20 protein-coding genes and 1 pseudogene are annotated in these 22,942 nt (G+C 68.1%); 7 read left to right on the forward strand and 14 right to left on the reverse strand.

Annotated elements, in window-relative coordinates:
- Positions 1-2: 2 nt before the first annotated feature.
- The 4 genes from GSQ95_RS05520 to gcvT all read left to right on the forward strand — a co-directional run bounded on the left by GSQ95_RS05520 (position 3) and on the right by gcvT (position 5,931).
- Complete coding sequence (locus tag GSQ95_RS05520) at positions 3-1,157, forward strand: glutathionylspermidine synthase family protein (protein WP_158890361.1); 1,155 nt, start codon at positions 3-5, stop codon at positions 1,155-1,157.
- A gap of 249 nt (positions 1,158-1,406) precedes the next feature.
- Positions 1,407-1,775, forward strand: a complete 369-nt coding sequence (gcvH, locus tag GSQ95_RS05525; protein WP_158890358.1) for a glycine cleavage system protein GcvH — start codon at positions 1,407-1,409, stop codon at positions 1,773-1,775.
- A 7-nt stretch (positions 1,776-1,782) separates the two neighbouring features.
- Positions 1,783-4,638 (forward strand): aminomethyl-transferring glycine dehydrogenase, encoded by a 2,856-nt coding sequence (gene gcvP / locus GSQ95_RS05530; protein ID WP_158973761.1) that lies wholly within the window; start codon positions 1,783-1,785, stop codon positions 4,636-4,638.
- 183 nt (positions 4,639-4,821) lie between these two features.
- Complete coding sequence (gene gcvT, locus GSQ95_RS05535) at positions 4,822-5,931, forward strand: glycine cleavage system aminomethyltransferase GcvT (RefSeq protein ID WP_158895227.1); 1,110 nt, start codon at positions 4,822-4,824, stop codon at positions 5,929-5,931.
- A 136-nt stretch (positions 5,932-6,067) separates the two neighbouring features.
- Here the strand turns inward: gcvT and GSQ95_RS05540 are convergent, their stop codons facing one another.
- On the reverse strand, positions 6,068-6,682 hold the full coding sequence (locus tag GSQ95_RS05540; protein WP_158895225.1) for a glutathione S-transferase: 615 nt from the start codon (positions 6,680-6,682) through the stop codon (positions 6,068-6,070).
- A gap of 155 nt (positions 6,683-6,837) precedes the next feature.
- Here GSQ95_RS05540 and GSQ95_RS05545 point away from each other — a divergent pair, with 155 nt between their 5' ends.
- Positions 6,838-7,743: a LysR substrate-binding domain-containing protein gene (locus GSQ95_RS05545; protein WP_158895223.1), complete on the forward strand. Its 906-nt coding sequence runs from the start codon at positions 6,838-6,840 to the stop codon at positions 7,741-7,743.
- Between the two features lie 18 nt (positions 7,744-7,761).
- Here the strand turns inward: GSQ95_RS05545 and GSQ95_RS05550 are convergent, their stop codons facing one another.
- Positions 7,762-7,953 carry a hypothetical protein gene (locus GSQ95_RS05550; RefSeq protein WP_158895221.1) on the reverse strand — a complete coding sequence of 64 codons (192 nt, stop codon included), beginning with the start codon at positions 7,951-7,953 and terminating at the stop codon, positions 7,762-7,764.
- 243 nt (positions 7,954-8,196) lie between these two features.
- On the opposite strand from GSQ95_RS05550, the gene GSQ95_RS05555 reads away from it, so the two are divergent.
- A complete protein-coding gene (locus GSQ95_RS05555; RefSeq protein ID WP_158895219.1) occupies positions 8,197-10,155 on the forward strand; it encodes a DNA topoisomerase III in 1,959 nt (652 codons plus the stop codon).
- Here GSQ95_RS05555 and GSQ95_RS05560 read toward each other — a convergent pair.
- The 11 genes and pseudogenes from GSQ95_RS05560 to GSQ95_RS05610 form a co-directional block, all read right to left on the reverse strand.
- Positions 10,142-10,474 (reverse strand): endonuclease domain-containing protein, encoded by a 333-nt coding sequence (locus tag GSQ95_RS05560; RefSeq protein ID WP_158895217.1) that lies wholly within the window; start codon positions 10,472-10,474, stop codon positions 10,142-10,144. The genes GSQ95_RS05555 and GSQ95_RS05560 overlap by 14 nt on opposite strands.
- 677 nt (positions 10,475-11,151) lie before the next feature.
- Positions 11,152-11,460 carry a hypothetical protein gene (locus GSQ95_RS05565; RefSeq protein WP_158895215.1) on the reverse strand — a complete coding sequence of 103 codons (309 nt, stop codon included), beginning with the start codon at positions 11,458-11,460 and terminating at the stop codon, positions 11,152-11,154.
- A 175-nt stretch (positions 11,461-11,635) separates the two neighbouring features.
- Positions 11,636-12,943: an MFS transporter gene (locus GSQ95_RS05570; RefSeq protein WP_158895213.1), complete on the reverse strand. Its 1,308-nt coding sequence runs from the start codon at positions 12,941-12,943 to the stop codon at positions 11,636-11,638.
- Positions 12,944-13,112: 169 nt separating this feature from the next.
- Positions 13,113-14,438: a sigma-54 dependent transcriptional regulator gene (locus GSQ95_RS05575; protein ID WP_158895211.1), complete on the reverse strand. Its 1,326-nt coding sequence runs from the start codon at positions 14,436-14,438 to the stop codon at positions 13,113-13,115.
- A gap of 63 nt (positions 14,439-14,501) precedes the next feature.
- Positions 14,502-15,875 carry a HAMP domain-containing sensor histidine kinase gene (locus tag GSQ95_RS05580; protein ID WP_158895209.1) on the reverse strand — a complete coding sequence of 458 codons (1,374 nt, stop codon included), beginning with the start codon at positions 15,873-15,875 and terminating at the stop codon, positions 14,502-14,504.
- Positions 15,872-16,532 (reverse strand): annotated as a pseudogene (locus tag GSQ95_RS05585) (response regulator transcription factor). Before GSQ95_RS05585 ends, GSQ95_RS05580 begins: the two are co-directional and overlap by 4 nt.
- 10 nt (positions 16,533-16,542) lie before the next feature.
- A complete protein-coding gene (locus GSQ95_RS05590; protein ID WP_158895207.1) occupies positions 16,543-17,190 on the reverse strand; it encodes a tetratricopeptide repeat protein in 648 nt (215 codons plus the stop codon).
- Positions 17,187-17,996: an SDR family oxidoreductase gene (locus GSQ95_RS05595; RefSeq protein WP_158895205.1), complete on the reverse strand. Its 810-nt coding sequence runs from the start codon at positions 17,994-17,996 to the stop codon at positions 17,187-17,189. Before GSQ95_RS05595 ends, GSQ95_RS05590 begins: the two co-directional genes overlap by 4 nt.
- The gene (locus GSQ95_RS05600; protein ID WP_158895203.1) at positions 17,983-18,666 is read right to left on the reverse strand and encodes a TenA family transcriptional regulator; all 684 of its coding nucleotides are present in this window, start codon (positions 18,664-18,666) and stop codon (positions 17,983-17,985) included. Before GSQ95_RS05600 ends, GSQ95_RS05595 begins: the two co-directional genes overlap by 14 nt.
- Positions 18,663-20,138 (reverse strand): AMP-binding protein, encoded by a 1,476-nt coding sequence (locus GSQ95_RS05605; protein WP_158895201.1) that lies wholly within the window; start codon positions 20,136-20,138, stop codon positions 18,663-18,665. The genes GSQ95_RS05600 and GSQ95_RS05605 overlap by 4 nt, the downstream gene beginning before the upstream one ends.
- Positions 20,128-20,802, reverse strand: coding sequence for a thermostable hemolysin (locus GSQ95_RS05610; protein WP_158895199.1), 675 nt, complete (start codon positions 20,800-20,802; stop codon positions 20,128-20,130). The genes GSQ95_RS05605 and GSQ95_RS05610 overlap by 11 nt, the downstream gene beginning before the upstream one ends.
- Before the next feature lie 131 nt (positions 20,803-20,933).
- On the opposite strand from GSQ95_RS05610, the gene GSQ95_RS05615 reads away from it, so the two are divergent.
- Positions 20,934-21,155 carry a hypothetical protein gene (locus tag GSQ95_RS05615; protein WP_158895197.1) on the forward strand — a complete coding sequence of 74 codons (222 nt, stop codon included), beginning with the start codon at positions 20,934-20,936 and terminating at the stop codon, positions 21,153-21,155.
- On the opposite strand, the gene GSQ95_RS05620 is transcribed toward GSQ95_RS05615, so the two are convergent.
- On the reverse strand, positions 21,152-22,903 hold the full coding sequence (locus GSQ95_RS05620; RefSeq protein WP_158895195.1) for an ATP-binding protein: 1,752 nt from the start codon (positions 22,901-22,903) through the stop codon (positions 21,152-21,154). The two genes, GSQ95_RS05615 and GSQ95_RS05620, sit on opposite strands and share 4 nt — an antisense overlap.
- Positions 22,904-22,942: the final 39 nt, after the last annotated feature.

Raw genomic sequence — 22,942 nt, forward strand, 5'->3', positions numbered from 1 at the left:
CCATGCAACGCATCGCCTTCAGCGAACGCCCCGACTGGCGCCAACAGGCCGAGGCTCTGGGCTTCGCCTTCCATACCTTCGACGGCGAACCCTACTGGGACGAGACCGCCGCCTACCGGTTCAGCCTGCGGCAGATCGAGGACGACATTGAGGCACCCACCGCTGAGTTGCACGACCTGTGCCTGGCCTTGGTGGATCTCATCGTCGAGCGCGAAGAGCTGCTGGAGCGGCTGCAGATCCCGCGATTCTTCTGGGATCACCTGCGCATCAGCTGGCGGCGCCGTGAACCCTCGCTCTATGGCCGGATGGATTTCTGCTACAGCGGCCAGGGGCCGGCCAAGTTGTTCGAGCTCAACTACGACACCCCCACCTCGCTCTACGAGGCAGCCTTTTTCCAGTGGCTGTGGCTGGAGCAGCAGCGTGAACGCAGCGCCCTGCCACCTGCCGCCGACCAGTACAATCTGATCCAGGAGCGGTTGATCGAGACCTTGGCGGAGCTAGGTGTGGCGCAGCCGCTGTACCTGGCCGCGGTGCGCGATTCGCTGGAGGATCGCGGCACCGTCGACTACTTGCGCGACTGCGCGACTCAGGCCGGCCTGGATGCTCGCTTTCTGGCCATCGAGGACATCGGCCTGGAGCGCTCGGGGACCTTCGTCGATCTCCAGGGCCATTCCATCTTCAGCCTGTTCAAGCTCTATCCCTGGGAGCACCTGCTGGAAGATCCCTTCGGCGCGGCGATCCCTGCCAGCGGTACCCGCTTCGTCGAGCCCCCCTGGAAGGCATTGCTCAGCAACAAGGGCATCCTGGCGCTGCTCTGGGAGCAGCACCCGGGGCATCCCAATCTGCTGCCCACCTATTTCGACGCGCGACCCAGTACGCACTTGGCACCGGGTTGGGTACGCAAGCCATTGTTCTCCCGGGAAGGCGCCAACGTCACCTTGCATGCCAGCGATGGTCGCCGGGCGGCGGTCGCAGGTCCCTATGGTGGAGCGACCATTCGCCAGGCCTGCCAGCCGCTGCCCTGCTTCGACGGCCACTATCCGGTGCTGGGCAGCTGGGTAGTGGGCGACCGGGCCTGTGGCCTGGGCGTCCGTGAGGATCGTTCACTGATCACTCAGGACAGCTCGCGTTTCCTGCCGCACTTCATCCTTGATTAAAAGGCAACTTCAGTGTGTAGCCTGGCTGTCGGACCCAGGAGCCTAGCTAATTTCGTATCGATTACGATACGGCGTACTTGAATCGATACGACTATAATCGGTCTTTGCCTAGATCGTAACGAATTCGCTACAGGAACTGTGCTCTGTTTTAGTTAAGCTGCTGAAATCACTGAGTTTTATTCTTGGCACTAGCCTTGCAGCGTTAGATTCCATCTATCCATCAGGACAAAGGTCCGCAGGAGTCTGGCAATGGGTCTGCGCTATACCGAAGAACACGAATGGCTGCGTCAGGAAGCCGATGGCAGCATCACCGTCGGCATCACCGACTATGCCCAGGACTCGCTTGGCGACCTGGTCTTCGTGCAATTGCCGGAGTTGCGCAGCTACGCCCAGGGCGATGAAGTGGCGGTGCTGGAGTCGGTCAAGGCCGCCAGCAACATCACCATGCCGCTGGACGGCGAGGTCCTGGCGGTCAACGAGGCGCTCAACGAGGCGCCCGAAACCATCAACAGCGATCCGCTGAACGCCGGCTGGTTCTTTCGCTTCCAGCCCGCCAATGCCGACGCCTTCGCCGCGCTGCTCGACGAAGCCGCCTATCAGCAACTGATCAAGGGGTAAGACCGCCATGTCGCTGCACGACACCCTCAGCACCGCCGACGAATTCGTCCCGCGCCACATCGGTCCGCGCGAGCTGGACGAGATCGCCATGCTGAACCTGCTCGGCTACGAATCCCTGGAAGCCATGACCGCCCAGGTGATCCCCGAGAGCATCAAGGGCACCAGCGTGCTGGATCTGCCCGCCGGATTGTCCGAGGCCGACGCCCTGGCCGAGTTGCGCACCATCGCCGGCAAGAATCGCCTGCTCAAGAGCCTGATCGGCCAGGGCTACTACAACACCCACACCCCGGCGCCGATCCTGCGCAACCTGCTGGAAAATCCGGCCTGGTACACCGCCTACACCCCCTACCAGCCGGAGATCTCCCAGGGTCGCCTGGAGGCCCTGCTCAACTTCCAGACGCTGATCGGCGACCTCACCGGCATGCCGGTGGCCAACGCCTCGCTGCTGGACGAGGGCACCGCCGCCGCCGAGGCCATGACCTTCTGCAAGCGCCTGGCGAAAAACAAGGCCAGCGCCTTCTTCGCTTCCGTGCACTGCCATCCGCAGACCCTGGACGTCCTGCGCACCCGCGCCGAGCCCCTGGGCATCGAGGTGGTGGTGGGCGTGGAAACCGAGATCGAGGATCACGGCCGCTTCTTTGGCGCGCTGTTCCAGTATCCGATGACCACCGGCGAGATCCGTGACTACCGGGAGAGCATCCAGGCCTTCCAGGCGGCCGGTGCCCTGGTGGCCATGGCCGCCGACCTGCTGGCGCTGACCCTGCTCACCCCGCCCGGTGAACTGGGCGCGGACGTGGCCATCGGCACCGCCCAGCGCTTTGGCGTACCGCTCGGTTTCGGCGGCCCGCACGCGGCGTACTTCGCCACCCAGGACAAGTACAAGCGTGACATGCCCGGTCGCGTCGTCGGCGTCTCCATCGACCGCCACGGCCACCCGGCCTATCGCCTGGCCCTGCAGACCCGCGAGCAGCACATCCGCCGCGAGAAGGCCACCAGCAACATCTGCACCGCCCAGGTGCTCCTGGCCAACATCGCCAGCATGTACGCGGTCTACCATGGTCCCGAAGGCCTGACCCGCATCGCCACCCGGGTACAGCGGCTGACCAGCCTGCTGGCCGCCGGCCTGCAGCGCCTGGGCCACGAGACCCAGCACACCGCCTTCGACACCCTGACCCTGGTGTTCGGCGCGCGCACCGCCGCCCTGCACGAGGCCGCCCGTGCCCGTGGCTACAACCTGCGCGACGTCAGCGCCGAGGCCCTGGGCGTGTCCCTCGACGAGACCAGCACCCTGGCCGATGTCCAGGCGCTGCTGGAGATCCTCGCCGACGGCAAGGCCGCGCCCCAGGTCGCCGAGCTGGGCGACGCCCAGGGCGTGGAAGTGCCCGCGGCGCTGCAGCGCCAGTCGGCCTTCCTGACCCATTCGGTATTCGCCAGCCATAGGTCCGAGACCGAGCTGATGCGCTACCTGCGCAAGCTGGCGGACAAGGACCTGGCGCTGGATCGCACCATGATCCCGCTGGGCTCCTGCACCATGAAGCTCAACGCCGCCAGCGAGATGATCCCGGTCACCTGGGCCGAGTTCGGCGGCATCCATCCCTTCGCGCCGGCCGACCAGACCGAGGGCTATGCCCAGCTCACCACCGAGCTGGAGGTCATGCTCTGCGCCGCGACCGGCTACGACGCCGTCTCCCTGCAGCCCAACGCCGGCTCTCAGGGCGAGTACGCGGGCCTGCTGGCCATTCGTGCCTATCACGCGAGCCGCGGCCAGGGTGAGCGCGACGTCTGCCTGATCCCGGCGTCGGCCCACGGCACCAACCCCGCTACCGCCAGCATGGTCGACATGCGCGTGGTGGTGGTGGCCTGCGACAAGCGCGGCAACGTCGATCTCGACGACCTGCGCGCCAAGGCCGAGCAGCACAGCGAGCGCCTGGCCGCGCTGATGATCACCTACCCGTCCACCCACGGGGTGTTCGAAGAGGCCATCCGCGAGATCTGCCAGGTGGTCCATGACCACGGTGGCCAGGTCTATATCGACGGCGCCAACATGAACGCCATGGTCGGCCTCTGCGCCCCGGGTCAGTTCGGCGGCGACGTCTCCCACCTCAACCTGCACAAGACCTTCTGCATCCCCCATGGCGGCGGCGGTCCGGGTGTTGGTCCCATCGGCGTCAAGGCGCACCTGGCGCCCTTCCTGCCCGGCCATGCCCGGCTGGAACGCAAGGCAGGCGCGGTCTGCGCGGCGCCCTATGGCAGCGCCAGCATCCTGCCGATCTCCTGGATGTACCTGAAGATGATGGGCAGCGCCGGTCTGACCCGCGCGTCGCAGATCGCCATCCTCAGCGCCAACTACATCGCCCGTCGGCTGGAAGAGCACTATCCGGTGCTCTACAGCGGTACCGGTGGCCTGGTGGCCCACGAGTGCATCCTCGACCTGCGTCCGCTCAAGGACAGCAGCGGCGTGACCGTGGACGACGTGGCCAAGCGCCTGATCGACTTCGGCTTCCATGCCCCGACCATGTCCTTCCCGGTGGCCGGCACCCTGATGATCGAGCCCACCGAGAGCGAGTCCAAGCAGGAACTGGATCGCTTCTGCGACGCCATGATCGCCATCCGCGAAGAGATCCGCGCCCTCGAGGCCGGCACCCTGGATCCCCAGGACAACCCGCTGAAGAACGCGCCGCACACCGCGCGCGAACTGGCTGGCGAGTGGACCCATCCCTACAGCCGCGAGCAGGCGGTGTTCCCGCTGCCGAGCCTGGTGGACGGCAAGTATTGGCCGCCGGTGGCGCGCATCGACAACGTCTACGGCGATCGCAACCTGGTCTGCTCCTGCCCGCCGATCGAAGCCTACGGCGAGGCCTGACCCTCACCCCCGGCCCCTCTCCCAAGGGGAGAGGAGAGCAGCGCTGCTCTTCCCCCTCTCCCCCTGGGAGAGGACCGGGGTGAGGGCTAACCCGATCACCCACGTCGCGACCCCATAGCCCCAGCGTTTGCTCACTCTTCCTGTAAGGAGCGAGCAAACCGCCACCCGACACGGAGCCCTACCATGTCCCTGCTCAAGACTTCGCTGCACGCCCTGCACCTGGAACTCGGCGCCCGCATGGTGCCCTTCGCCGGCTACGAGATGCCGGTGCAATACCCGCTCGGCGTGCTCAAGGAGCACCAGCACACCCGTGCCCAGGCCGGGTTGTTCGATGTGTCCCACATGGGCCAGGTCCTGCTCGAAGGCGAAGAGGCCGCCGCGGCGCTGGAGACCCTGGTGCCGGTCGACATCATCGACCTGCCCAGCGGCATGCAGCGCTACGCCCTGCTGACCGACGACAACGGCGGCATCCTCGACGACCTCATGGTCGCCAACCTGGGTGACTGCCTCTACCTGGTGGTCAATGCCGCCTGCAAGGAAGCCGACCTCGCCCATCTGGAAAAGCATCTGGGCGATCGCTGCCAGGTGCTGCCGCAATTCGATCGCGCCCTGCTGGCCCTGCAGGGCCCTGCGGCCGCCGCGGTCCTGTCGCGCCTGGCGCCGGAGGTGGCCGAGATGACCTTCATGCAGGTCCGCCGCGTCAAGCTGCTGGACCAGCCCTGCATCGTCAGCCGCAGTGGCTACACGGGTGAAGACGGCTACGAGATCTCGGTACCGAGCGTCGCCGCCGAAGCCCTGGCGCGCCATCTGCTGGCCGAGCCGGAAGTCGAGGCCATCGGCCTGGGCGCGCGCGACTCCCTGCGCCTGGAAGCCGGTCTCTGCCTCTATGGCCATGACATGGATGCCGGCACCACGCCGGTGATGGCCAACCTGGGGTGGGCGCTGTCCAAGGTGCGTCGTGAAGGCAACGGCCGCGCCGGCGGGTTCCCCGGTGCCGAGCGCATCTTCACCGAGCAGCGCGAGGGCGTGAGTCGCAAGCGCGTCGGCCTGCTGGTGCAGGAGCGGGTGCCGGTGCGCGAAGGCGCGGAGCTGGTGGATGCCAATGGCGCCAGCATCGGTCGCGTGACCAGTGGCGGCTTCGGCCCGACCCTGGGGGCGCCGGTGGCCATGGGGTATGTCGACAGCGACTTCGCCGCCCTGGATACCCAGCTGTTCGCCGTGGTGCGCGGCAAGCAGGTGCCGGTCAAGGTCGCCAAGACGCCCTTCGTGCCGCAGCGGTATTACCGCGGGTAAGTAGTCGCCAAGAGCATCGCGGCCATGGGCCGCTCCTACAAAAGCATTACCCTCTGTAGGAGCGGCCCATGGCCGCGATAAACCGGGAAGACGCAGGAGCAGTTGCCTCGGCGTACCGCCATGGCCGTGATGCTCTTTAGGCCAGTGGATAATCCCGAAACACCGACAGTGCCTCCGCCTCTGCGGTCAGGGCCTCCAGCGTCGGGTAGTTACGCCTTTCGATCAGTCCCGGCAGGGCGAAGTGCAGGAAGGTCCAGGCCACCGCGGTGTCGATGGCATCCTGGCCGATGCTGTCTTCACCCAGCGGCGGACGCGGGCCCAGCCAGGCCTTGTCCAGGGCGCCACAGGCCGCGCGCAATTGTCCCTCCACCCGCTGCTGCCAGGGCGCATGGCGCTTCTCTTCCGGTCGCAGGTCACGCTCGTACACCAGCTGCACCGCCTTCTCGGACAGGGCCAGCGCCAGGCCGCTGCGACCGAGGGCGGTTGCCCGGGCCGCATGGCCCGCAGGAAGCAACTGCCGGCTACCGCAGGCGAGGTGCTGGGCGTAGTTCAGGATCAGCGACGAATCCATCAGCCGCTGGCCGTCCAGGCAGATCAGCGTGGGCGCCTTGAGCACCGGATTGAAGCTGCGAAAGCGCTCGATCTCGCGAAACAGCGACACCTGGCGCAGTTCGAAGGGCAGCACCAGCAGGCGTAGGGAGATCGCGACTCGCCGCACATAGGGGGAGTCGAGCATGCCAATGAGTTGCATGGGGGCATCCTGTCAGAAAGAGTGAATCCTGTTTCACGTGGAACGTCACCCCTGTTGCGCGTTTCACGCCAGGTGCCGCTCTGGACAAGACATTAAGGATTCGACGAAGCTACTTCCAGCGAGAAAATCTGACGGAATAGTTAAGGAAGTCTTACATGTCGCGCGTACCGCCGCTGAATGCCCTGCGTTGCTTCGAAGCGGTTGCCCGTCTGGGCAGCGTGACCCGTGCCGCCAGCGAATTGCATCTCACCCATGCCGCGGTGAGCCAGCAGGTGAAGGGCCTGGAGCACCAGCTGGGCATGGTGCTCTTCGAGCGCCAGGGGCGTGGGATCGAGGTCACCGGTGACGGTCGCGTCTATGCCGAGCAGGTCCGCCAGTTGCTCGAGGATCTGGGCGAAGCCACGCGGCGACTGCAGGCCCGGCCACGCCGCAACGAACTGGTGTTCGCCACCTTTCCCTCCTTCGCCACGCACTGGCTGCTGCCGCGACTGCCGCGTTTTCGCGCCCTGCACCCGGAGTACCGCATCCGCATCCAGACCAGCCTGGATTTCCAGGATCTGCGCCAGGGCATGGTGGATATCGGGGTGCGCATGGGGGAGGGACAGTGGGATGGCCTGACGGCGTTACGGCTGTTCCAGGACGATGTGCTGCTGGTAGCGGCGCCTGGTTACAACGGTGGGCAGCTGCCGCGCAGCCTGGACGAGGCCCTCGCGCAGCCGCTGTTGCACACGGAGGAAACCTGGCAGCACTGGGGCGAAACGGCCGGTCTGGGCGACGCGGCGCCCAATCGCGGCATCAGCGTGAACGACTCCAATGTGGTGCTGGAGGCGCTGCGCCTTGGACAGACGTTGGCGCTAGAGCGGCGCAGCCTGGTGCAGGCCGCGTTGGACGAGGGGCGTCTGATTCAGCTCAGTCCGGTGGTGGCGCCCTATCCCTATGCCTACTGGCTGGTCTGGCCGGAGCGCGCCGAATCGGCGGACAAGCAGGAGCGGTTCAGCGCCTGGATCCAGGCCGAGGTCGCGACCTATCTGGCCGCGCTGGAGACGCCAACGCCCGCTTAGGGCGTCGGGCGGAAGGTCTTAGCGCAGCAGCAGCTTGCGACGGCCGTCGGGCCAGACTTCCCAGAGTTGATCGTTGATGCGCTGCACTTGGCTGGTGGTACGGCGCATGGCTGCAATGCTGGCCCGCAGGGCCTGGCCGCTGGCGGTGTCGACGAAATTTCCGGCGCCGGTGCTCTCGGCCGTGGCGCGATCCATAGCTACAGTGTTCATTGACGCCTCCCAGAGCTCGGCTAAAGACGGCGAAAGTGCCGTAGCCCAAGGACCGGCCGTCACGGGCAAGATTCCGCGCCCCCGGCAGCAGCCGTTCAAGCTGTGATCCACGTCCTACGGGCGCTGTGGCCTGTTGAGCGAATTTGCGCAAATGCCGCTTTCTGTACGGATATACAGATTAGTCCTTGCGCTGCCCGCAGGCGCTTTGCATCCTGTGGCGATTCCCCTCCTGTGACGCCCGCCATGCAGCTGTATCTCTGCGAAAAACCCTCCCAGGCCAAGGACATCGCCCGTGTCCTCGGCGCTACCCGTCGCGGCGAGGGCTGCCTGCAGGGGCAGGGTGTGACCGTCACCTGGTGCATCGGCCACCTGCTGGAAACGGCGCCACCGGACGCCTATGACGCGCGCTACAAGCGCTGGTCGCTGGACGACCTGCCGATCATCCCCGAGCAGTGGAAGTTGCAGGTCAAGAAGACCACCGGCAGCCAGTTCAAGGCGGTCAAGCGCCTGCTCGGCGAGGCCAGTGAGCTGGTGATCGCCACCGACGCCGATCGCGAAGGCGAGATGATCGCCCGCGAGCTGGTGGAGCATTGCCGCTATCGGGGGCCGATTCGCCGGCTATGGTTGTCGGCGCTGGACGACGTCTCCATCCGCCGCGCCCTGGCCGCGCTCAAGCCCGGTGCCGAGACCTACGGGCTCTACCAGTCCGCCCTGGGGCGCTCGCGCGCCGACTGGTTGATCGGCATGAACATGAGTCGGCTGTTCACCCTGCTGGGGCGTCGCTCCGGCTACCAGGGCGTGCTCTCGGTCGGGCGGGTGCAGACGCCGACCCTGCGCCTGGTGGTGGACCGCGATCGCGCCATCGCCGCCTTCGTGCCGGTGCCCTTCTGGACCGTGGAGGCAACCCTGGACGCCGCGGGCAGTCGCTTCCAGGCCCAATGGCAGCCGCCGGAGAGCGTTTGCGACGACCAGGGGCGCTGCCTCAAGCCCGAGGTGGCCCAGGCCGCGGCGCGGGCCATCGAGGCGGCCGGGCAGGCGCGGCTGGTCAAGCTCAAGACCGAGCGCATCCGCGAGGCGGCGCCCTTGCCCTTCGATCTGGGCACCCTGCAGGAGGTCTGCTCCAAACGTTTCAATCTCGGCGCCCAGCAGACCCTGGACGTGGCCCAGGCGCTCTACGAGAAGTACAAGCTGATCACCTATCCGCGCAGCGATTGCGGCTTCCTGCCGCTGTCCCAGCATGCCGAGGCGCCGGCGCTACTGGCCGCCTTGCTGAGCGCTGATAGCGGCCTCGCCCCCCTGCGCGACCATCTGGACGCCAGTCGCCGCTCACGGGCCTGGAATGATGCCAAGGTCAGCGCCCACCACGGCATCATCCCGACCCAGGTGACCCGCGACCTGGGGCGTTTGAGTCCGCAGGAGCGCAATGTCTATGGCCTGATCCGCGCCCGCTACCTGGCGCAGTTCCTGCCGCCGCACGAATTCGATCGTACCCAGGCCGACTTCGAGGCGGGCGGCGAACGCCTGCGGGCCACCGGCAAGCGGCTGGTGGAAGCGGGCTGGCGTCGCGCCCTGCCCGAGTCGCTCACGCCGCCCAAGGGCCGCGAGGCGCCGCCGCCCCAGGCGCTGCCCGAGTTGCGCGAGGGTGAGTGCTGTCCGGTGGTGGAGGTGCGCTGCAAGGATCAGCTGACCCAGCCGCCCAAGCCCTTCACCGAGGGCGATCTGATCAAGGCGATGAAGAACGTCGCCAAGCTGGTGGAGGATCCGGCGCTCAAGCAGAAGCTCAAGGACACCACCGGCATCGGCACCGAGGCGACCCGCGCCAGCATCATCCAGGGCCTGTTGGACCGCGGCTACCTGGTCAAGCAGGGCAAGGCCCTGGCGGCGACGCCGGCGGCCTTCGGGCTGATCGACGCCGTGCCCCGGGCCATCGCCGATCCGGGCACCACGGCGCTCTGGGAGCAGGCGCTGGATCGGGTGCAGGAAGGCGAATTGAGCCTGGCCGAATTCGTCACCAAGCAGTCGGCCTGGATGGGCAGGCAGGTGGAGCGCTGTCTTGGCCTGACCCTGACCATCAGCGGTCCGCCGCCGGCGGGCAAGGGTGCGCCCTGGAAGAAGAAGCGGCGTACGGGCGGGACCAAGGCCAAAGCCAAGCCGGGTGGCGCACCGCCGCGCGCGCGCAAGCCCAAGGTCAAGCCTGGCTGAGGGCGGTGTGCAGGCGTTCGAGGACGGCGGCGGACTGGGTCTGGAGGTCGTGATTCCAGAAGCGCAGGATCTGGAAGCCCCGGGCCTCCAGCCAGGCGTCGCGCTCACAGTCGTTTGCGCTGCCTTGATGCTGCCCGCCATCCAACTCGATCACCAGCCGTGCTTCCAGGCAGACGAAGTCGAGGATGTAGCGGCCATAGGGATGCTGACGGCGGAATTTGTGGCCCTGTAGACGCTTGCCGCGCAGGTGCTGCCAGAGCAGGCGCTCGGCATCGGTCTGGCCCCGGCGCAGGGCGCGGGCATGGGTGATGAGGGGCATGGGAATCCTTTCCCTGGGTGTCTTGGTGTCGGGTTTACCCTCACCCCAGCCCTCTCCCGGAGGGAGAGGGGGAGGTACGGAGCGAGAGGTTATCTGGGGAGTATCGCCTGGAGCTTTGAAGTTGACCAGGCTCTGGCACACGGGTTTTCGAGAGCGTTGAGCTGAGGAAGTTGGCGCGGCTCAGCTACCTGATACTTTGGCGAAAGCATTGCCCTCACCCCGGCCTTCTTCCGAAGGGAAAGGGGTAATACGGAGCGGTGAGTAGTCCTGCTGAAAGACAGTCAAGACCGCTATCGCATTAGCACTGAAAACAGCTTCAGGATGCATATCTGGCGGAAGAGCCCGCTACCGCTCCAGACCGCCCCCTCTCACTCGGGGAGAGGGTTGGGGTGAGGGCAGCAGGACCGGACGTCTCGAATCGCTATCGCAGTAACAAGGGAACGCCACAGAGTCTCATGTCTGGAGGAGAAGCCCTTCACCGCTCCAGACCGCCCCCTCTCCCTGGGGGAGAGGATTGAGGTGAGGGCGCCAGGACCGGGCGTCGGGGATCGCTATCGCAGTAACACTGGACAACCTTGAGGCTCATGTCTGGAGGAGAAGCCCTGCACCGCTCCAGACCACCCCCTCTCCCTGGGGGAGAGGGTTGGGGTGAGGGCGCAAGGCCCCGTGCCCGCGTCTTATTTCTTCTCGAACGCCGCCGCAGCAGTGGCATAGGCCGCTTCGTGATAGTCGAATTCGGCGGACTGGACCAGCAGGGTTTCCTCGTCCTCGGTGAAGGCGATCACCGGGCGATAGGAGAGGCCGTCGGCCTTGATTTCGGCTTCGTCGATGAGCTTGGAGAGATCGAAGGCGAAGTCGCCGCAGATGGCCTTGGCCTGGGCGTCGGTGATGCCGTGTTTCTTCAGGGCATCGCGCAGCAGGCTGCTCCACTGGTATTGAAACTGGATACCCAGTTTGGCGTAGCTGGGACCGTAGTCGATTTCCATGAGTGTGTAACCGGGGCTTGGGAGGAGGGGGCGAACTCGCCACAGCGGCCAGCGAAATGACCGTTGTGAGCGCTGCCGGTGGCACTACGATGGCGTGCCCCAAAGCCCAGGCAAAGGGGTGCGGGCCGGACGGCCAAATCTAATGACCGAGAGGCCCGCACCCAGGGACGAGCGGTTATTCGTGGACGATGCGCGAGTGATCGCGGGTGTCCTTCATGAAGACGTAGACCAGCAGCGAGCAGGCGATGCAGCCGGTCACGTACCAGTAGTAGCCGCTCTCCATGCCGATGCTCTTGAACCACAGCGCCAGGTATTCGGCGGTGCCGCCGAAGATGGACACGGTCAGGGCATAGGGCAGGCCGACGCCCAGGGCGCGAATCTCGGTGGGGAACAGCTCGGCCTTCACCACGGCGTTGATCGAGGTGTAGAAGCTGACGATCACCAGCGCCACCATGATCAGGCCAAAGGCGCCCCACCAGGAGGTGACGCTACCCAGGGCGGTCAGGATCGGATAGGTGAACAGGGTGCCGAGCACGCCGAAGGCGATCAGCACCGGACGCCGGCCGACACGATCGGAGAGGGCGCCGACAACGGGCTGCAGCAGCATGAACAGGAACAGCGTCGCCGCCGAGATGGAGGTGGCGTCGGTCTTGCTCATGCCCACCGAGTTGACCAGGTACTTCTGCATGTAGGTGGTGTAGGTGTAGAAGGCCAGGGTGCCACCCATGGTCAGGCCGACCACGGTGAGGAATTCCTTGGGATGGCGCGCCAGGGTGCGCATCAGGGATTCCTTGGGCTTCTCGGCCTTCTTGAAGGAGCTGGTCTCTTCCATGCCGCGGCGCAGATAGAGCGCGGTCACGGCGCAGGCGGCGCCGATCAGGAAGGGAATGCGCCAGCCCCAGCTTTCCAGCTGTTCGACGGTCAGGGTCTGTTGCAGCACGATCAGGGTGGCCAGGGCCAGCAGCTGGCCGGAGATCAGGGTGACGTACTGGAAGCTGGAGTAGAAGCCACGGCTTTCCTTGGTCGCCATCTCGCTCAGGTAGGTGGCGGAGGTGCCGTATTCACCGCCGACCGAGAGGCCCTGCAGCAGCCGCGCCAGCACCAGCATGATGGGGGCGGCGACGCCGATGGTGGTGTAGCTGGGGGTGAGGGCGATGATCAAGGAGCCGGCGCACATCATGATCACCGAGACCATCAGCGCGGACTTGCGGCCGGCCTTGTCGGCATAGAGGCCCATCAGCCAGCCGCCGATGGGGCGCATGAGAAAGCCCACGGCAAAGATGGCGGCGACGTTGAGCAGCTGGGCGGTCTGGTCGCCCTTGGGAAAGAAGGCCTTGGCGAAATACAGCGAGAAGGCGGCGTAGACGTACCAGTCGTACCATTCGACCAGGTTGCCGACGGAACCGCTGAAGATGGACTTGATGCGCTGCGAGGTGGTCTTGGGCGCGGTCTGGCCGGCCGCGAGGGTAGCGGGGCTATCCACAGGGTGTTCCTCTTGTCGTTGTTATTAGGGCGCTCGGGGCGTCGACAAGGGTTATAGCAGGGCGCGTGCCAGGTCGCGAAGCCGCGTCCTGACTGGGTTTTGCCGGGACGGATCGGCGAAAGATCGCCGAAAGCCGGTGGGCAATGAGCGGATTTCCGCCGATGGCACCTCAATCCTCGTCGCGGAAGTCGGCGCGCACTAGGCCATGGCGCTGCATCTTCTCGTTGAGGGTGCGCCGCGGCAGTTGCAACTCGTCCATCACCGCCTTGATCTCGCCGCCGTGGCGGGCCAGGGCGGCGCGCAGGCACTGGGCCTCGAAGGCTTCCAGCTGATCGGCCAGGGAATGGCCCTGGGCCGCGGCCGGCGTGCCCAGGCCGAGCACCTCGCGTTCGGCGGCGTTGGCCAGTTCCCGGACGTTGCCCGGCCAGCCGTGACCCAGCAGCTGGGCCAGGCGCGCCGCGCCGGGCGGGATGACCGGGCGCCCCAGGCGGGCGCCGGCCTCGGCGAGGAAGTGATCGAACAGCAGCGGGATGTCTTCGCGTCGCGCCCGCAGCGGCGGCAGGTGCAGTTCGGCGACATTGAGGCGATAGGCCAGGTCTTCGCGAAAGCGCCCGGCGCGCGCCTCTTCCAGCAGGTCCGGCTTGGTCGCGGCGACGATGCGCAGATCCAGGGCGATGCTCTGGTTGGAGCCGAGGCGCTCCAGCCGCTGCTCCTGCAGCACCCGCAAGAGCTTGACCTGCTGCGCCAGGGGCATGCTCTCAATCTCGTCGAGAAACAGGGTGCCGCCGTTGGCGTATTCCAGCTTGCCGATGCGCTTGCCCTGGGCGCCGGTGAAGGCGCCGCTCTCGTGGCCGAACAATTCGCTCTCGAACAGCTGCTCGGGGATGGCCGCGCAATTGAGCGCGACGAAGGCGTTGCCGGCCCGGGGACCGAAGTCGTGCAGGCAACGGGCGACCAGTTCCTTGCCGCTGCCGGTCTCGCCGCGCAAGAGCACGTTGACCGGGGTCGGTGCCAGGTCGAGGATCTGCTGGCGCAGGCGAACGATGCCGGGCGAGACGCCGAGCAGCCGACGGGCGAGGGCGCTCTGGTCGTCGACCCGGCGGTGCAGCTGGCGGTTCTCCAGCACCAGCCGGCGCTTTTCCAGGGCGCGGCCGAGATCGCCGAGCAGGGCCTCGGGGCTGAAGGGCTTTTCCAGGAAATCGTAGGCGCCCTGACGCATGGCGCTGACCGCCAGGGCGACGTCGCCGTGGGCGGTGAGCAGGATCACCGGCAGGTCGGGATCCAGCGCCTGCAGCCGGTCCAGCAGGGCCAGGCCGTCCATGCCGGGCATGCGCACGTCGCTGACCACCACGCCGGCGAAATCCGGCGTCACGGCCGCCAGGCAGTCCTCGGCGCGGGCGAACAGCCGCACCTGATGCCCCGACAGCTCCAGCCACTGGCGCACCGCTTCGCGGATGCTGGCTTCGTCGTCGACCAGATAGACCTGGGCTTGCATAGGGCGTCCTCTCGCGGCCGGTGCGCCGCTACCTTGCCCTAAGGCTGGCGTGTGGTCGAGTCCCTAGCCGGGGCTTGGCAGCACCGGCAGACCCAGACGGGCGCAGGCGCCGCCTTCGGGACGATTGCCCAGTTCGATGCGTCCGCCCAGGTGCTGGGCGACGGTCTGGACGATGGACAACCCCAGGCCGGCGCCGTTGGCCGCGCCGCTGCTGTAGAAGCGTTCGAACAGCCGCGGCAGGATCTCCACTGGAATGCCGGGGCCCTGGTCGAGGATCTGGATCTCGGCCCAGCCGGCGGTGATCTCCAGCCGCACGCGGATCTCGCCGTCGGGGGGCGAGACATTGACCGCGTTGGTCAGCAGATTCTGCAGGGCGATGCCCAGCATGGCACTGTCGCCATGGACCTGTGCCTGGCTGGCTTCGGCGTCGAGGCTGAGGTCCAGGCCCTTGTCGAGAATCCAGGGGCCCAGTTCTTCCAGGGTGGCGCTGAGGGCGGTGCGCAGGTCGAAGCGCTGCTCGGCGCTCCAGCTCGGCCGGGGTTCCAGCCGGGCCAGGATCAGCAGCTGATTGACCACCCGGGTCAGGCGATCGGTGCCGCTGACGACAAATTTCAGCGCCTCGTCGCGGGCGGCCGCGGTCTGCGCGGACAGGGCGTTCTGCGCATGCAGGCGCAGCACCGCCAGGGGCGTGCGCAATTCATGGGCGGCGTCGGCGATGAAGCGGCGTTCGCGCTGCAGCAGTTGTTCGATCTGCAGCAGCAGGCGATTGAGCGCGGCCTGCATGGGTTCCAGTTCGCGCGGCAGCGGATCGAGCTGCAGCGGTTGCAGGGACTCCGGATCGCGGTGGCGGATCAGCCCGGCCATGCGCCGCAGTGGCCGCAGGCCCCAGCCGATGGCCAGCCAGGCCAGCAGCGACAGCAGCACCAGGCCGATCAGGTGCGGGGTGAGGGTATGGCGCAGGATGCGGCGGACCAGATCGGCGCGGACTTCTTCGCGCTCGCCGACCCAGAGCATCAGGTCGTGCTCGGGGTCGGGCAGCAGAAAGCCATACCAGGCCTCGCCCTCCAGGGTCTGCTCGGTGAAACCCGGGGTCGTCGGCATGATGAAGAGGGGCGCGCTGGGCGAGCGCATCAGGGGGTCGCCACGCGCGTTCCAGGCCTGGAAGGCCATCTTGGCCTCGTATCTGTGGCCATAGGGACTGTCGGTGGCTTCGGCCAGGGCCTGGGTGACACTGGCGTGCAGCGCCAGACGGCCTTCGCCGCGGGGTGCGGCGCGCAGCATGCCCTGCAGGATGCGCGCGCTCTGGGCCAGCTGGGCATCGTAGATCTCGCCGATCTCGCGCTGGCTGTCGTGAACGTTGGTCAGGGCGATCAGCAGGGTGCCGATCAGCAGCAGCGAAAGCACCAGGCCGACGGTGCGGCGGCGGATGGAGGTCATGGGCACTCGAGGCGGTAACCGATGCCCCTGACCGTGCGGATCAGGTCGGCGCGCAACTTCTTGCGCAGGTTGTAGATGTGGACTTCCAGGGTGTTGCTTTCCACCCCCTCGTCCCAGCCGTAGAGCAGCCCCATGAGGCGATCGCGACTGAAGATCTTGCCCGGATTGGCCAGCAATTCGTGCAGCAGCTGGTATTCGCGCGGGGTGAGGTTGACCGGCTGACCGTCGAAGGTGACCCGGCGGGTGGCCGGGTCGAGGGCGATGCCGCCACCTTCGAGCTGGATCTGCGAGGGGCCGTTGCGCCGCCGCAGGAGGGCGCGCAGGCGGGCCTTGAGTTCCTTGATGTCGAAGGGCTTGACCAGGTAGTCGTCGGCACCGGCGTCGAGGCCGGCGACCCGGTCTTCGGTGTCGTCGCGGGCGGTGAGGATCAGTACCGGGGTGGTCAGGCCGTTGGCGCGGCTCTGGCGCAGCACCTGGGATGCCGTCCAGGCGCGGCAGGCCGAGATCCAGCACCACCAGGTCGAAGCCCTCTTCGCGCAGGGCGTGGACGGCGCTTTCGCCGTCCTTGAGCCAATCCAGGGTATAGCCCTCTTCCCGCAGACTGGTGCGGATGCCCTCGCCGAGGTCGGGATCGTCTTCGATCAGCAGCACGCGCATGGGGGCCTCGTCACTTCAGCTTCTGGTCGACGTCCTTGAGCAGCGCGGCGATCTCGCCCCGCCGTCCCTGATCGGCCAGTTCGCGTCCGGGCCGGGGCGCGGCCTGCTGCGCCTTGAGCAGGGCGGCGCGGGCTTCGGCATAGCGCTTCTGGCGGTACAGGTGGTCGCCCCAGAAGTATAGGGTATCGATACCGTTGGGGTTGAGGGCGAGGGCCTGCTGAAGCAGACGATCGGCTTCGCTGGCGTCACCGAAGGCGATCGGCCAGCCGGGAACTCGGTCGTAGAGGGTGGCGAGACTGGTGTAGGCGGACCCCTGCAGCGCCGTGGGATCGAGCTTGAGCGCCTGTTCCAGGTCGGTGCGGGCTTCCTTGACCTTGCTCAGCGCACCCAACCCGCCCTGGGCGCCGGCCCAGCTGCTGAGCACGATGCCCTGCCAGATCAGCGCCGGGGCCGACTGGGGGGCGGCCTGGGTGAAGGCGCGCGCCTCGCCGGCCAGCTGTTCGAAGGCGGCAGGCTTTTCGGTACCGGGCAGGCGGTACTGGATCTCGGCCCAGCGCTGCTGGATCTGCGCCAGGCGCTGGCCATCGTCGGCCAGGGCGAGGGGGCTGGCGAGCAGGGCGGCGAGCAGCAGGCCGAGGGCCTTGCGTGGGGACGTCATGGGTGTTTCTCCGGAGCGAAGGCGGGATCGATGAAGCGGCGGATCACCGGCAGCTGGCGGCGCAGGGCGCGATCCACCAGGCCGGGCAGCAGGCCGTTGAGGCGGACGAAGAGCTTTTCCGGCCAGCCGAGATAGAGCTCCTGGCGATCCTCGACCAGTGCGCGGATCACCGCCCCGGCGACCACGGCGGGCTCGTCCACCTGGCTCTTGAGCGCCTGGTTCACGGCCATGGCCGCCGGACTGTTCATCGCCGTGCGGGTGGCGCGGGGCGCCACGTAGAGCACCCGGATGCGGGTATCGGCCAGCTCCCGGCGCAGGGCCTGGGTGAAGCCGCGCAGGGCGAACTTGCTGGCGCAATAGGGCGCATAGCCGGGATAGCCGATGGAACCCAGGGTGGAGCCGACATGGGCGATCACCGCCCGTGGCTGGCGGCGCAGCAGCGGCAGCAGCAGGCGGGTCAGCTGGATGGCCGCGCCGATGTTGATCGCCAGCAGGTTGTCGATGGCATCTTCGTCGAGGGCTTCGAGCAGGGCGAAGCTGTTGCTGCCGGCGGCGTTGAGCAGCACGTTGACGCCCTGGCCGCGACTGGCCTCGGCCAGCACCGCCTGGCGATCGGCGCGGCGGGTGAGGTCGGCGTCGAGCAGGCGCAGCCGGCCGCCCAGGCGCTCGGCCAGGGGTAGCAGGGCACGGGTGTCACGGGCCACCGCCAGCACCTGGGCGCCGCCGGCGCAGAGCTGTTCCACCAGCGGCAGGCCGATGCCGCCGCTGGCCCCGGTCAGCAGGATGCGGCAGTCAGGCAGCTGCATGGCGCTGCTCCGCTTGCTGCCCGGCGCCGGGCAGGGCGCGGAACATGTCGGCATAGAGGCGATAGACCACCTTGGACACGCGGATCACCGCGGCCTGGTCGGCCGGATCGTCCAGGCGATCCATCAGCTGGCGATAGGTCGCCATGTGCTCCTGGTCGAGGCTGCCGTGGGAATCCAGGTAGCTGAAGGCGGTGGCCGGCAGGCCCAGCTGGCCACGGATGGCGCCGGCCGCCTGGGTGGCCAGGGCGATGCTGGTGCCTTCGAGCACATTGACCATGCCGAACAGGCCGACCGGGTTGTCGCGGGCGATGAAGTCGTAGAGATAGGCCACCATCAGCTCGATGGACAACTCGGGGTGGCTGGCGCGCACGGCCTCGGCGTCGCCGCCGCAGGCGGCGATGTCATTGAGGATCCACTGGTCGTGGCCGTATTCCTCCTCGATGTATTCGCAGACCGCGCCGCGCAGCCATTCCAGCCGCGCCGGCAGGCGGGCGCCGCAGGCCATCATCAGCGGCGCGGTGTGGCGGACGTGGTGATAGGCTTGGCCGAGAAAGGCGATATAGCTCTCCAGGGCGACGTCACCGCTCAGGGCGGCACGGATGATGGGCACCTCGAACAGCGCCTGGCGCTGCGCGGCGGTTTCGGCTTGCAGGGTGGCGAAGAAACTCATGGGTGTACCTCCAGAAGGTCCGAGAGCAGGGCCGCGTGGTGCGCCTGGATGGCGTCGCGGCGAAGGCGTCCGGTCGCGGTGAGCAGGCCGTTGGCGGGGGTGAAGGGTTCGGCGAGGCGGCGCCAGGCGCCGATGCGGGCGTAGTCGGGCAGGCGCTGGTTGAGGCAGGCGACCTGATCGGCGAGAAAGCTGTCGGGCAGGTCAGGCTGGCGCGGCCAGAGCAGCGCCACCAGGTGCCGGGCGCCTTCGCCCTGGACATAGGCCTGGGCGATGGGGCCGCCCTGAGTGAGTTCGGCCTCGATCCAGCCCGGGTCGACGTTGCGTCCCGAGGCCAGGCTGAACTGGTGTTTCTTGCGCCCGCGCAGATAGAGGTAGCCGTCGGCGTCGAATTCGCCGAGATCGCCGGTGGCCACCTCGTCGGTGGCGCTGCCGGGCTCGCCCAGGTAGCCGGCGAAATCGACGCCGCCGACCAGCACCTCGCCGTCGGCGGCCAGGCGCAGGCGGACGTGGGGCAAGGGCTGGCCGACGCTGCCCGGGCGGTTGGCGTCAGGGCGATTGAGGGCCACCACCGAGGCGCATTCCGACAGGCCATAGCCCTGGAACACCGGCAGGCCCAGGGCGCTGGCGCGGGTCAGCAGCGCCGCGCTCAGCGGTGCCCCACCCACGGCGGCGAAGCGCAGCGGGTCCAGGCGGAGCAAGCCACGCTCGCCCAGTTCCACGAGTCCCTGCAACAGCTGCGGCATGAGGATCAGACTGTGCGGCTGGCGCTGCTGCAGGCAGGCGGCCAGCTGTGCCCAGTCGATGCCGGCGGAACCGCTGACGCCCTGGTCGTTGCCCTTGAGCACCACCTCGGCACCGGCCAGCAGGGCGGCATAGACCCCGAGAGTTTCCAGCAGGATGCCCAGCGACAGGAGCACCTGATGGCGCTGGGGCGTCAGCGGCCGGCTGGCGGCTTCCAGGCTGGCGGCCACCCGCAGCAGTTGCCCGGCCTTGAGGCAGACGCCCTTGGGCGTGCCGGTGGTGCCGGAGGTATAGGTGAGCTTGGCGGTGTCTGCCGGCAGCGGGGCCCGGGCCGCTGCCGGCCGCTGCCAGCCACTCTCGCCCGCGGTAAAGCCTGCCGCGGCCCATTCCGCGGTGCGCTCGGGGCGCCCCAGCAGGAGATCGGCGCCACAGTCGCGCAGGACGTGGGCGCGCTGCGCGGGACTGAAGAAGTCCGGCAGGGTCACGCAGGGCAGCCCGGCGCGCAGGGCGGCCAGGTCCCAGGCCAGCAATTCGGGGCCGTTGGGCAGGTCCAGCGCCAGCCGCTGGATCTCGTGCTCGCGCAGCCAGGCGGCGCGGGCGGTGATCTCCTGCAGCAGGCGGGCATAGCTCCAGGTCTCGTGACTGCCGGTCAGCGCCGGCCGCTCGCCGTGCCAGGCGTGACGTTCCAGGGTGGTGAAGAAATCGACGACGGAGCGGGCTTCAGGCGACATGGCAGTCTTCCTCGCCAAGGGTGGGAAGGCCCAGGCGGGCGAAGATGCCGGCCTGCAGCAACTGGTGATAGCCCTGGTGGATGTCGCCGGCGCAGACCTGGGGATCGTTGGCGTAGTAGGAGCCCCAGTTCTCGCCTTCGGCGCCCAGGCAGGCCGGATCGGCCGCGCCCAGTACCTGGGGCGCCAGACCGAGGCGATGAAAGCTGTTGATCAGGCGGGTGGGGCCGGTGAAGGTGACCCAGCGCCGGCCACTGCGGGCCAGCAGCCAGGTGGTGACGACGATCAGCAGGCGCGCCTGGCCAGGACCCAGTGCCGCCAGATTGCCGACCTCCACCACCTCCGCGCGATCGATCGGCCGGCCGAGCGCCGCCGCCACGTGGGTCTCCACCGGCTGCGGCAGATAGCGTTCGAGAAACAGCGGCTGATCGAGGGCGGGGCGGATGCCCACCGCCGCCTGCAGCTCGCCTTCGGCATCGCGCAGGGCGAGCAGCAGCGGCAGGAAGTGGCTGATGCGGGCGCCATGCTCCAGGGCGAAACGGGCGCCGATGAAGGCCTCGGTCGCCTGGCGACCAGGCGCCTCGAGCGGCTCCAGGCGGGCCAGCAGCGAACCGCTGCGGTCAGCCAGGGTAAAGCTGTACGGGGACTGCCAAGTCACGTCGAGCATCGCGACCTCTCCGGGGGAATACGAGGCGCAGTCTTGGCGGTCAAGCTGAAGGCAATCTGAAGCGCCGCTTCATCGCAGCTTCAGGTTGCCCGGCTAGGGTCGCGCTCTGTATCCCCTGGCGGAGCCCTGCCATGTCCGAAGAAGAGACCCTTGCTGCCGCTCCCGAGGAGTCGGCCGACAGTCACTGGCCACTGGTCCGGATCGTCGCCGGAGTCCTCGCCAGCGCCCTGCTCGGTGGCGTCGGCCTGCCGCTGCTGGATGCCACCCGCGGTCCCTGGGATGCGGCGACCCTGCTGGTGACCGGGCTGCTCGGCTGGGGCTTCGCCCTGCTGGTGACGCTTTGCGTGCGCTAGGCCGCTGACGCCGGCGCGGCCGGCAGCCGCAAGGCGAAGACCGCGCCCTCCACAGCGTTGCTGGCCGTCAGGCTGCCGCCCTGGGCCTGGACGATGGCCGAGGACACCGCCAGGCCCAGACCGAGGCCTTCGCCGACCGGCTTGGTGGTGAAGAAGGGGTCGAACACCTGGTCGAGGTGCTCGGTGGCGATGCCGCCGCCGTTGTCGGCCACCTCCAGCAACCAGTGTTCGCCCTCCAGCGCGAGGCTGACCCGGACCTGCGGTCGGGGTCGCTCCGCCACGGCGTCCAGGGCGTTGCGCAGCAGGTTGACCAGCACCTGCTCCAGGCGGATGGGATCGCCCAGCAGCCAGGCCGGACGCGGCAGCTCCAGGATCAGCTCCACGGCCAGCTCGGCGCGGCGCGCCTCCAGCAATTCCAGCGCCTGGTCCACCACCCGGGCCAGATCGACCCGTTCACGCAGGCCGGCGGGGGTCTTGCGCGCATAGGTCTTGAGATGGCCGGTGAGGCCGCTCATGCGGGTCAGCAGGCCATCGAGGCGCTCCAGGGCGGCACGGGCTTCGTCCAGCCGACCGTGATCCAGCAGCAGGCGCAGACTCGCCAGGTGCATGCGCTGGGCGGTGAGCGGCTGGTTGAGTTCATGCACCAGGGCCGCCGACATCTGCCCCAGGGCGGCCAGCTTGGCGGCCTGCACCAGGCCGTCCTGGGCGGTGCGGAGCTCCGCGGTGCGGGCCTCCACTAGTTGCTCCAGCTCCAGGCGACTGCGCTGGCGCAGGCGCTGCAGGCGGCGCCGTTGCGCCCACAGGAGACCCGCGCAGACCAGCAGCAGCCAGGCGCAGGCGGCGGCCAGCGCCGCGCCCGGGCCACCACCCTGCAGGTCGCGGGTGGGCCGCAGCAGGTGCAGGGTCCAGCCTTCGCTGGGCAGCGGCAGGCTGTCCCAGAGGTAGTCGGCGCTGCCCTCGGGCGCCTCGATGTGGGCCACCTGGCGCTGCTCGCCGAGCACTAGCTGCTGGCGATAGGGCAGGGGTTGCAGGGTGCGCCGGTCGTACTGGCGGGTGGTGGCCAGTTCGGCGCGCTCGGCCGGGGTCAGCTCGCGCAGCAGGCGATAGCGCCAGGCCGGGCGATTGGCGGCAAAGACCACGCCGCGCGCATCGCTCACCAGCAGCACCTCGGGATGCTCGCCCCAGCGGGCCTCGATGGCGGGGAATTCCAGCTTAACCACCACCGCGCCGAGAAAGCGTCCCTGGGCGTCCAGCACTGCATGGGAGAGGAAATAACCGGGAATGCCGGTGGTGACCCCCACGGCATAGAAGCGGCCGCTGCCGCCGGCGAGGGTCTCGCGAAAATAGGGCCGGAAACCGTAGTTGTGGCCGACGTAGCTGGTGGGCAGCCGCCAGTTGCTGGCGCCGATGGCCAGGCCGCTGCGATCCAGCAGCTCCAGGGTCGATGACTGGGCGGCCGTGTTCAGGCGCTCCAGCTTGAGATTGAGGCGCTCGGTGGCGGCGGCATCGGGCGGGGTGGTGAGCGCGGCGATCAGCTCCGGGTCCTGGGCCAGCACCGTTGGCAGGGCGCGAAAGCGGTCGATCAGGGTCTGCAGGCCGCTGGCATGCAGGCGCAGCTGTTCCTGGCCGAGCAGGCTGGCCTCGGCCAGGCTCGCCTGTTCGGCGCGATGCCAGGCCTGGCTGCCCAGCAGCAGGCAGCCGAGCAGGGCGAGCAGCAGGACCGGCAGCAGGCGCAGGGCTGGAGGCATGACAGGGGACCGTGACCGGGATGGCCGGACGATAGCACG

Origin of the sequence: Pseudomonas sp. BAV 4579 (assembly GCF_009765395.1) — a bacterium.
Classification (GTDB): Bacteria; Pseudomonadota; Gammaproteobacteria; order Pseudomonadales; family Pseudomonadaceae; genus Chryseomonas; species Chryseomonas aestiva.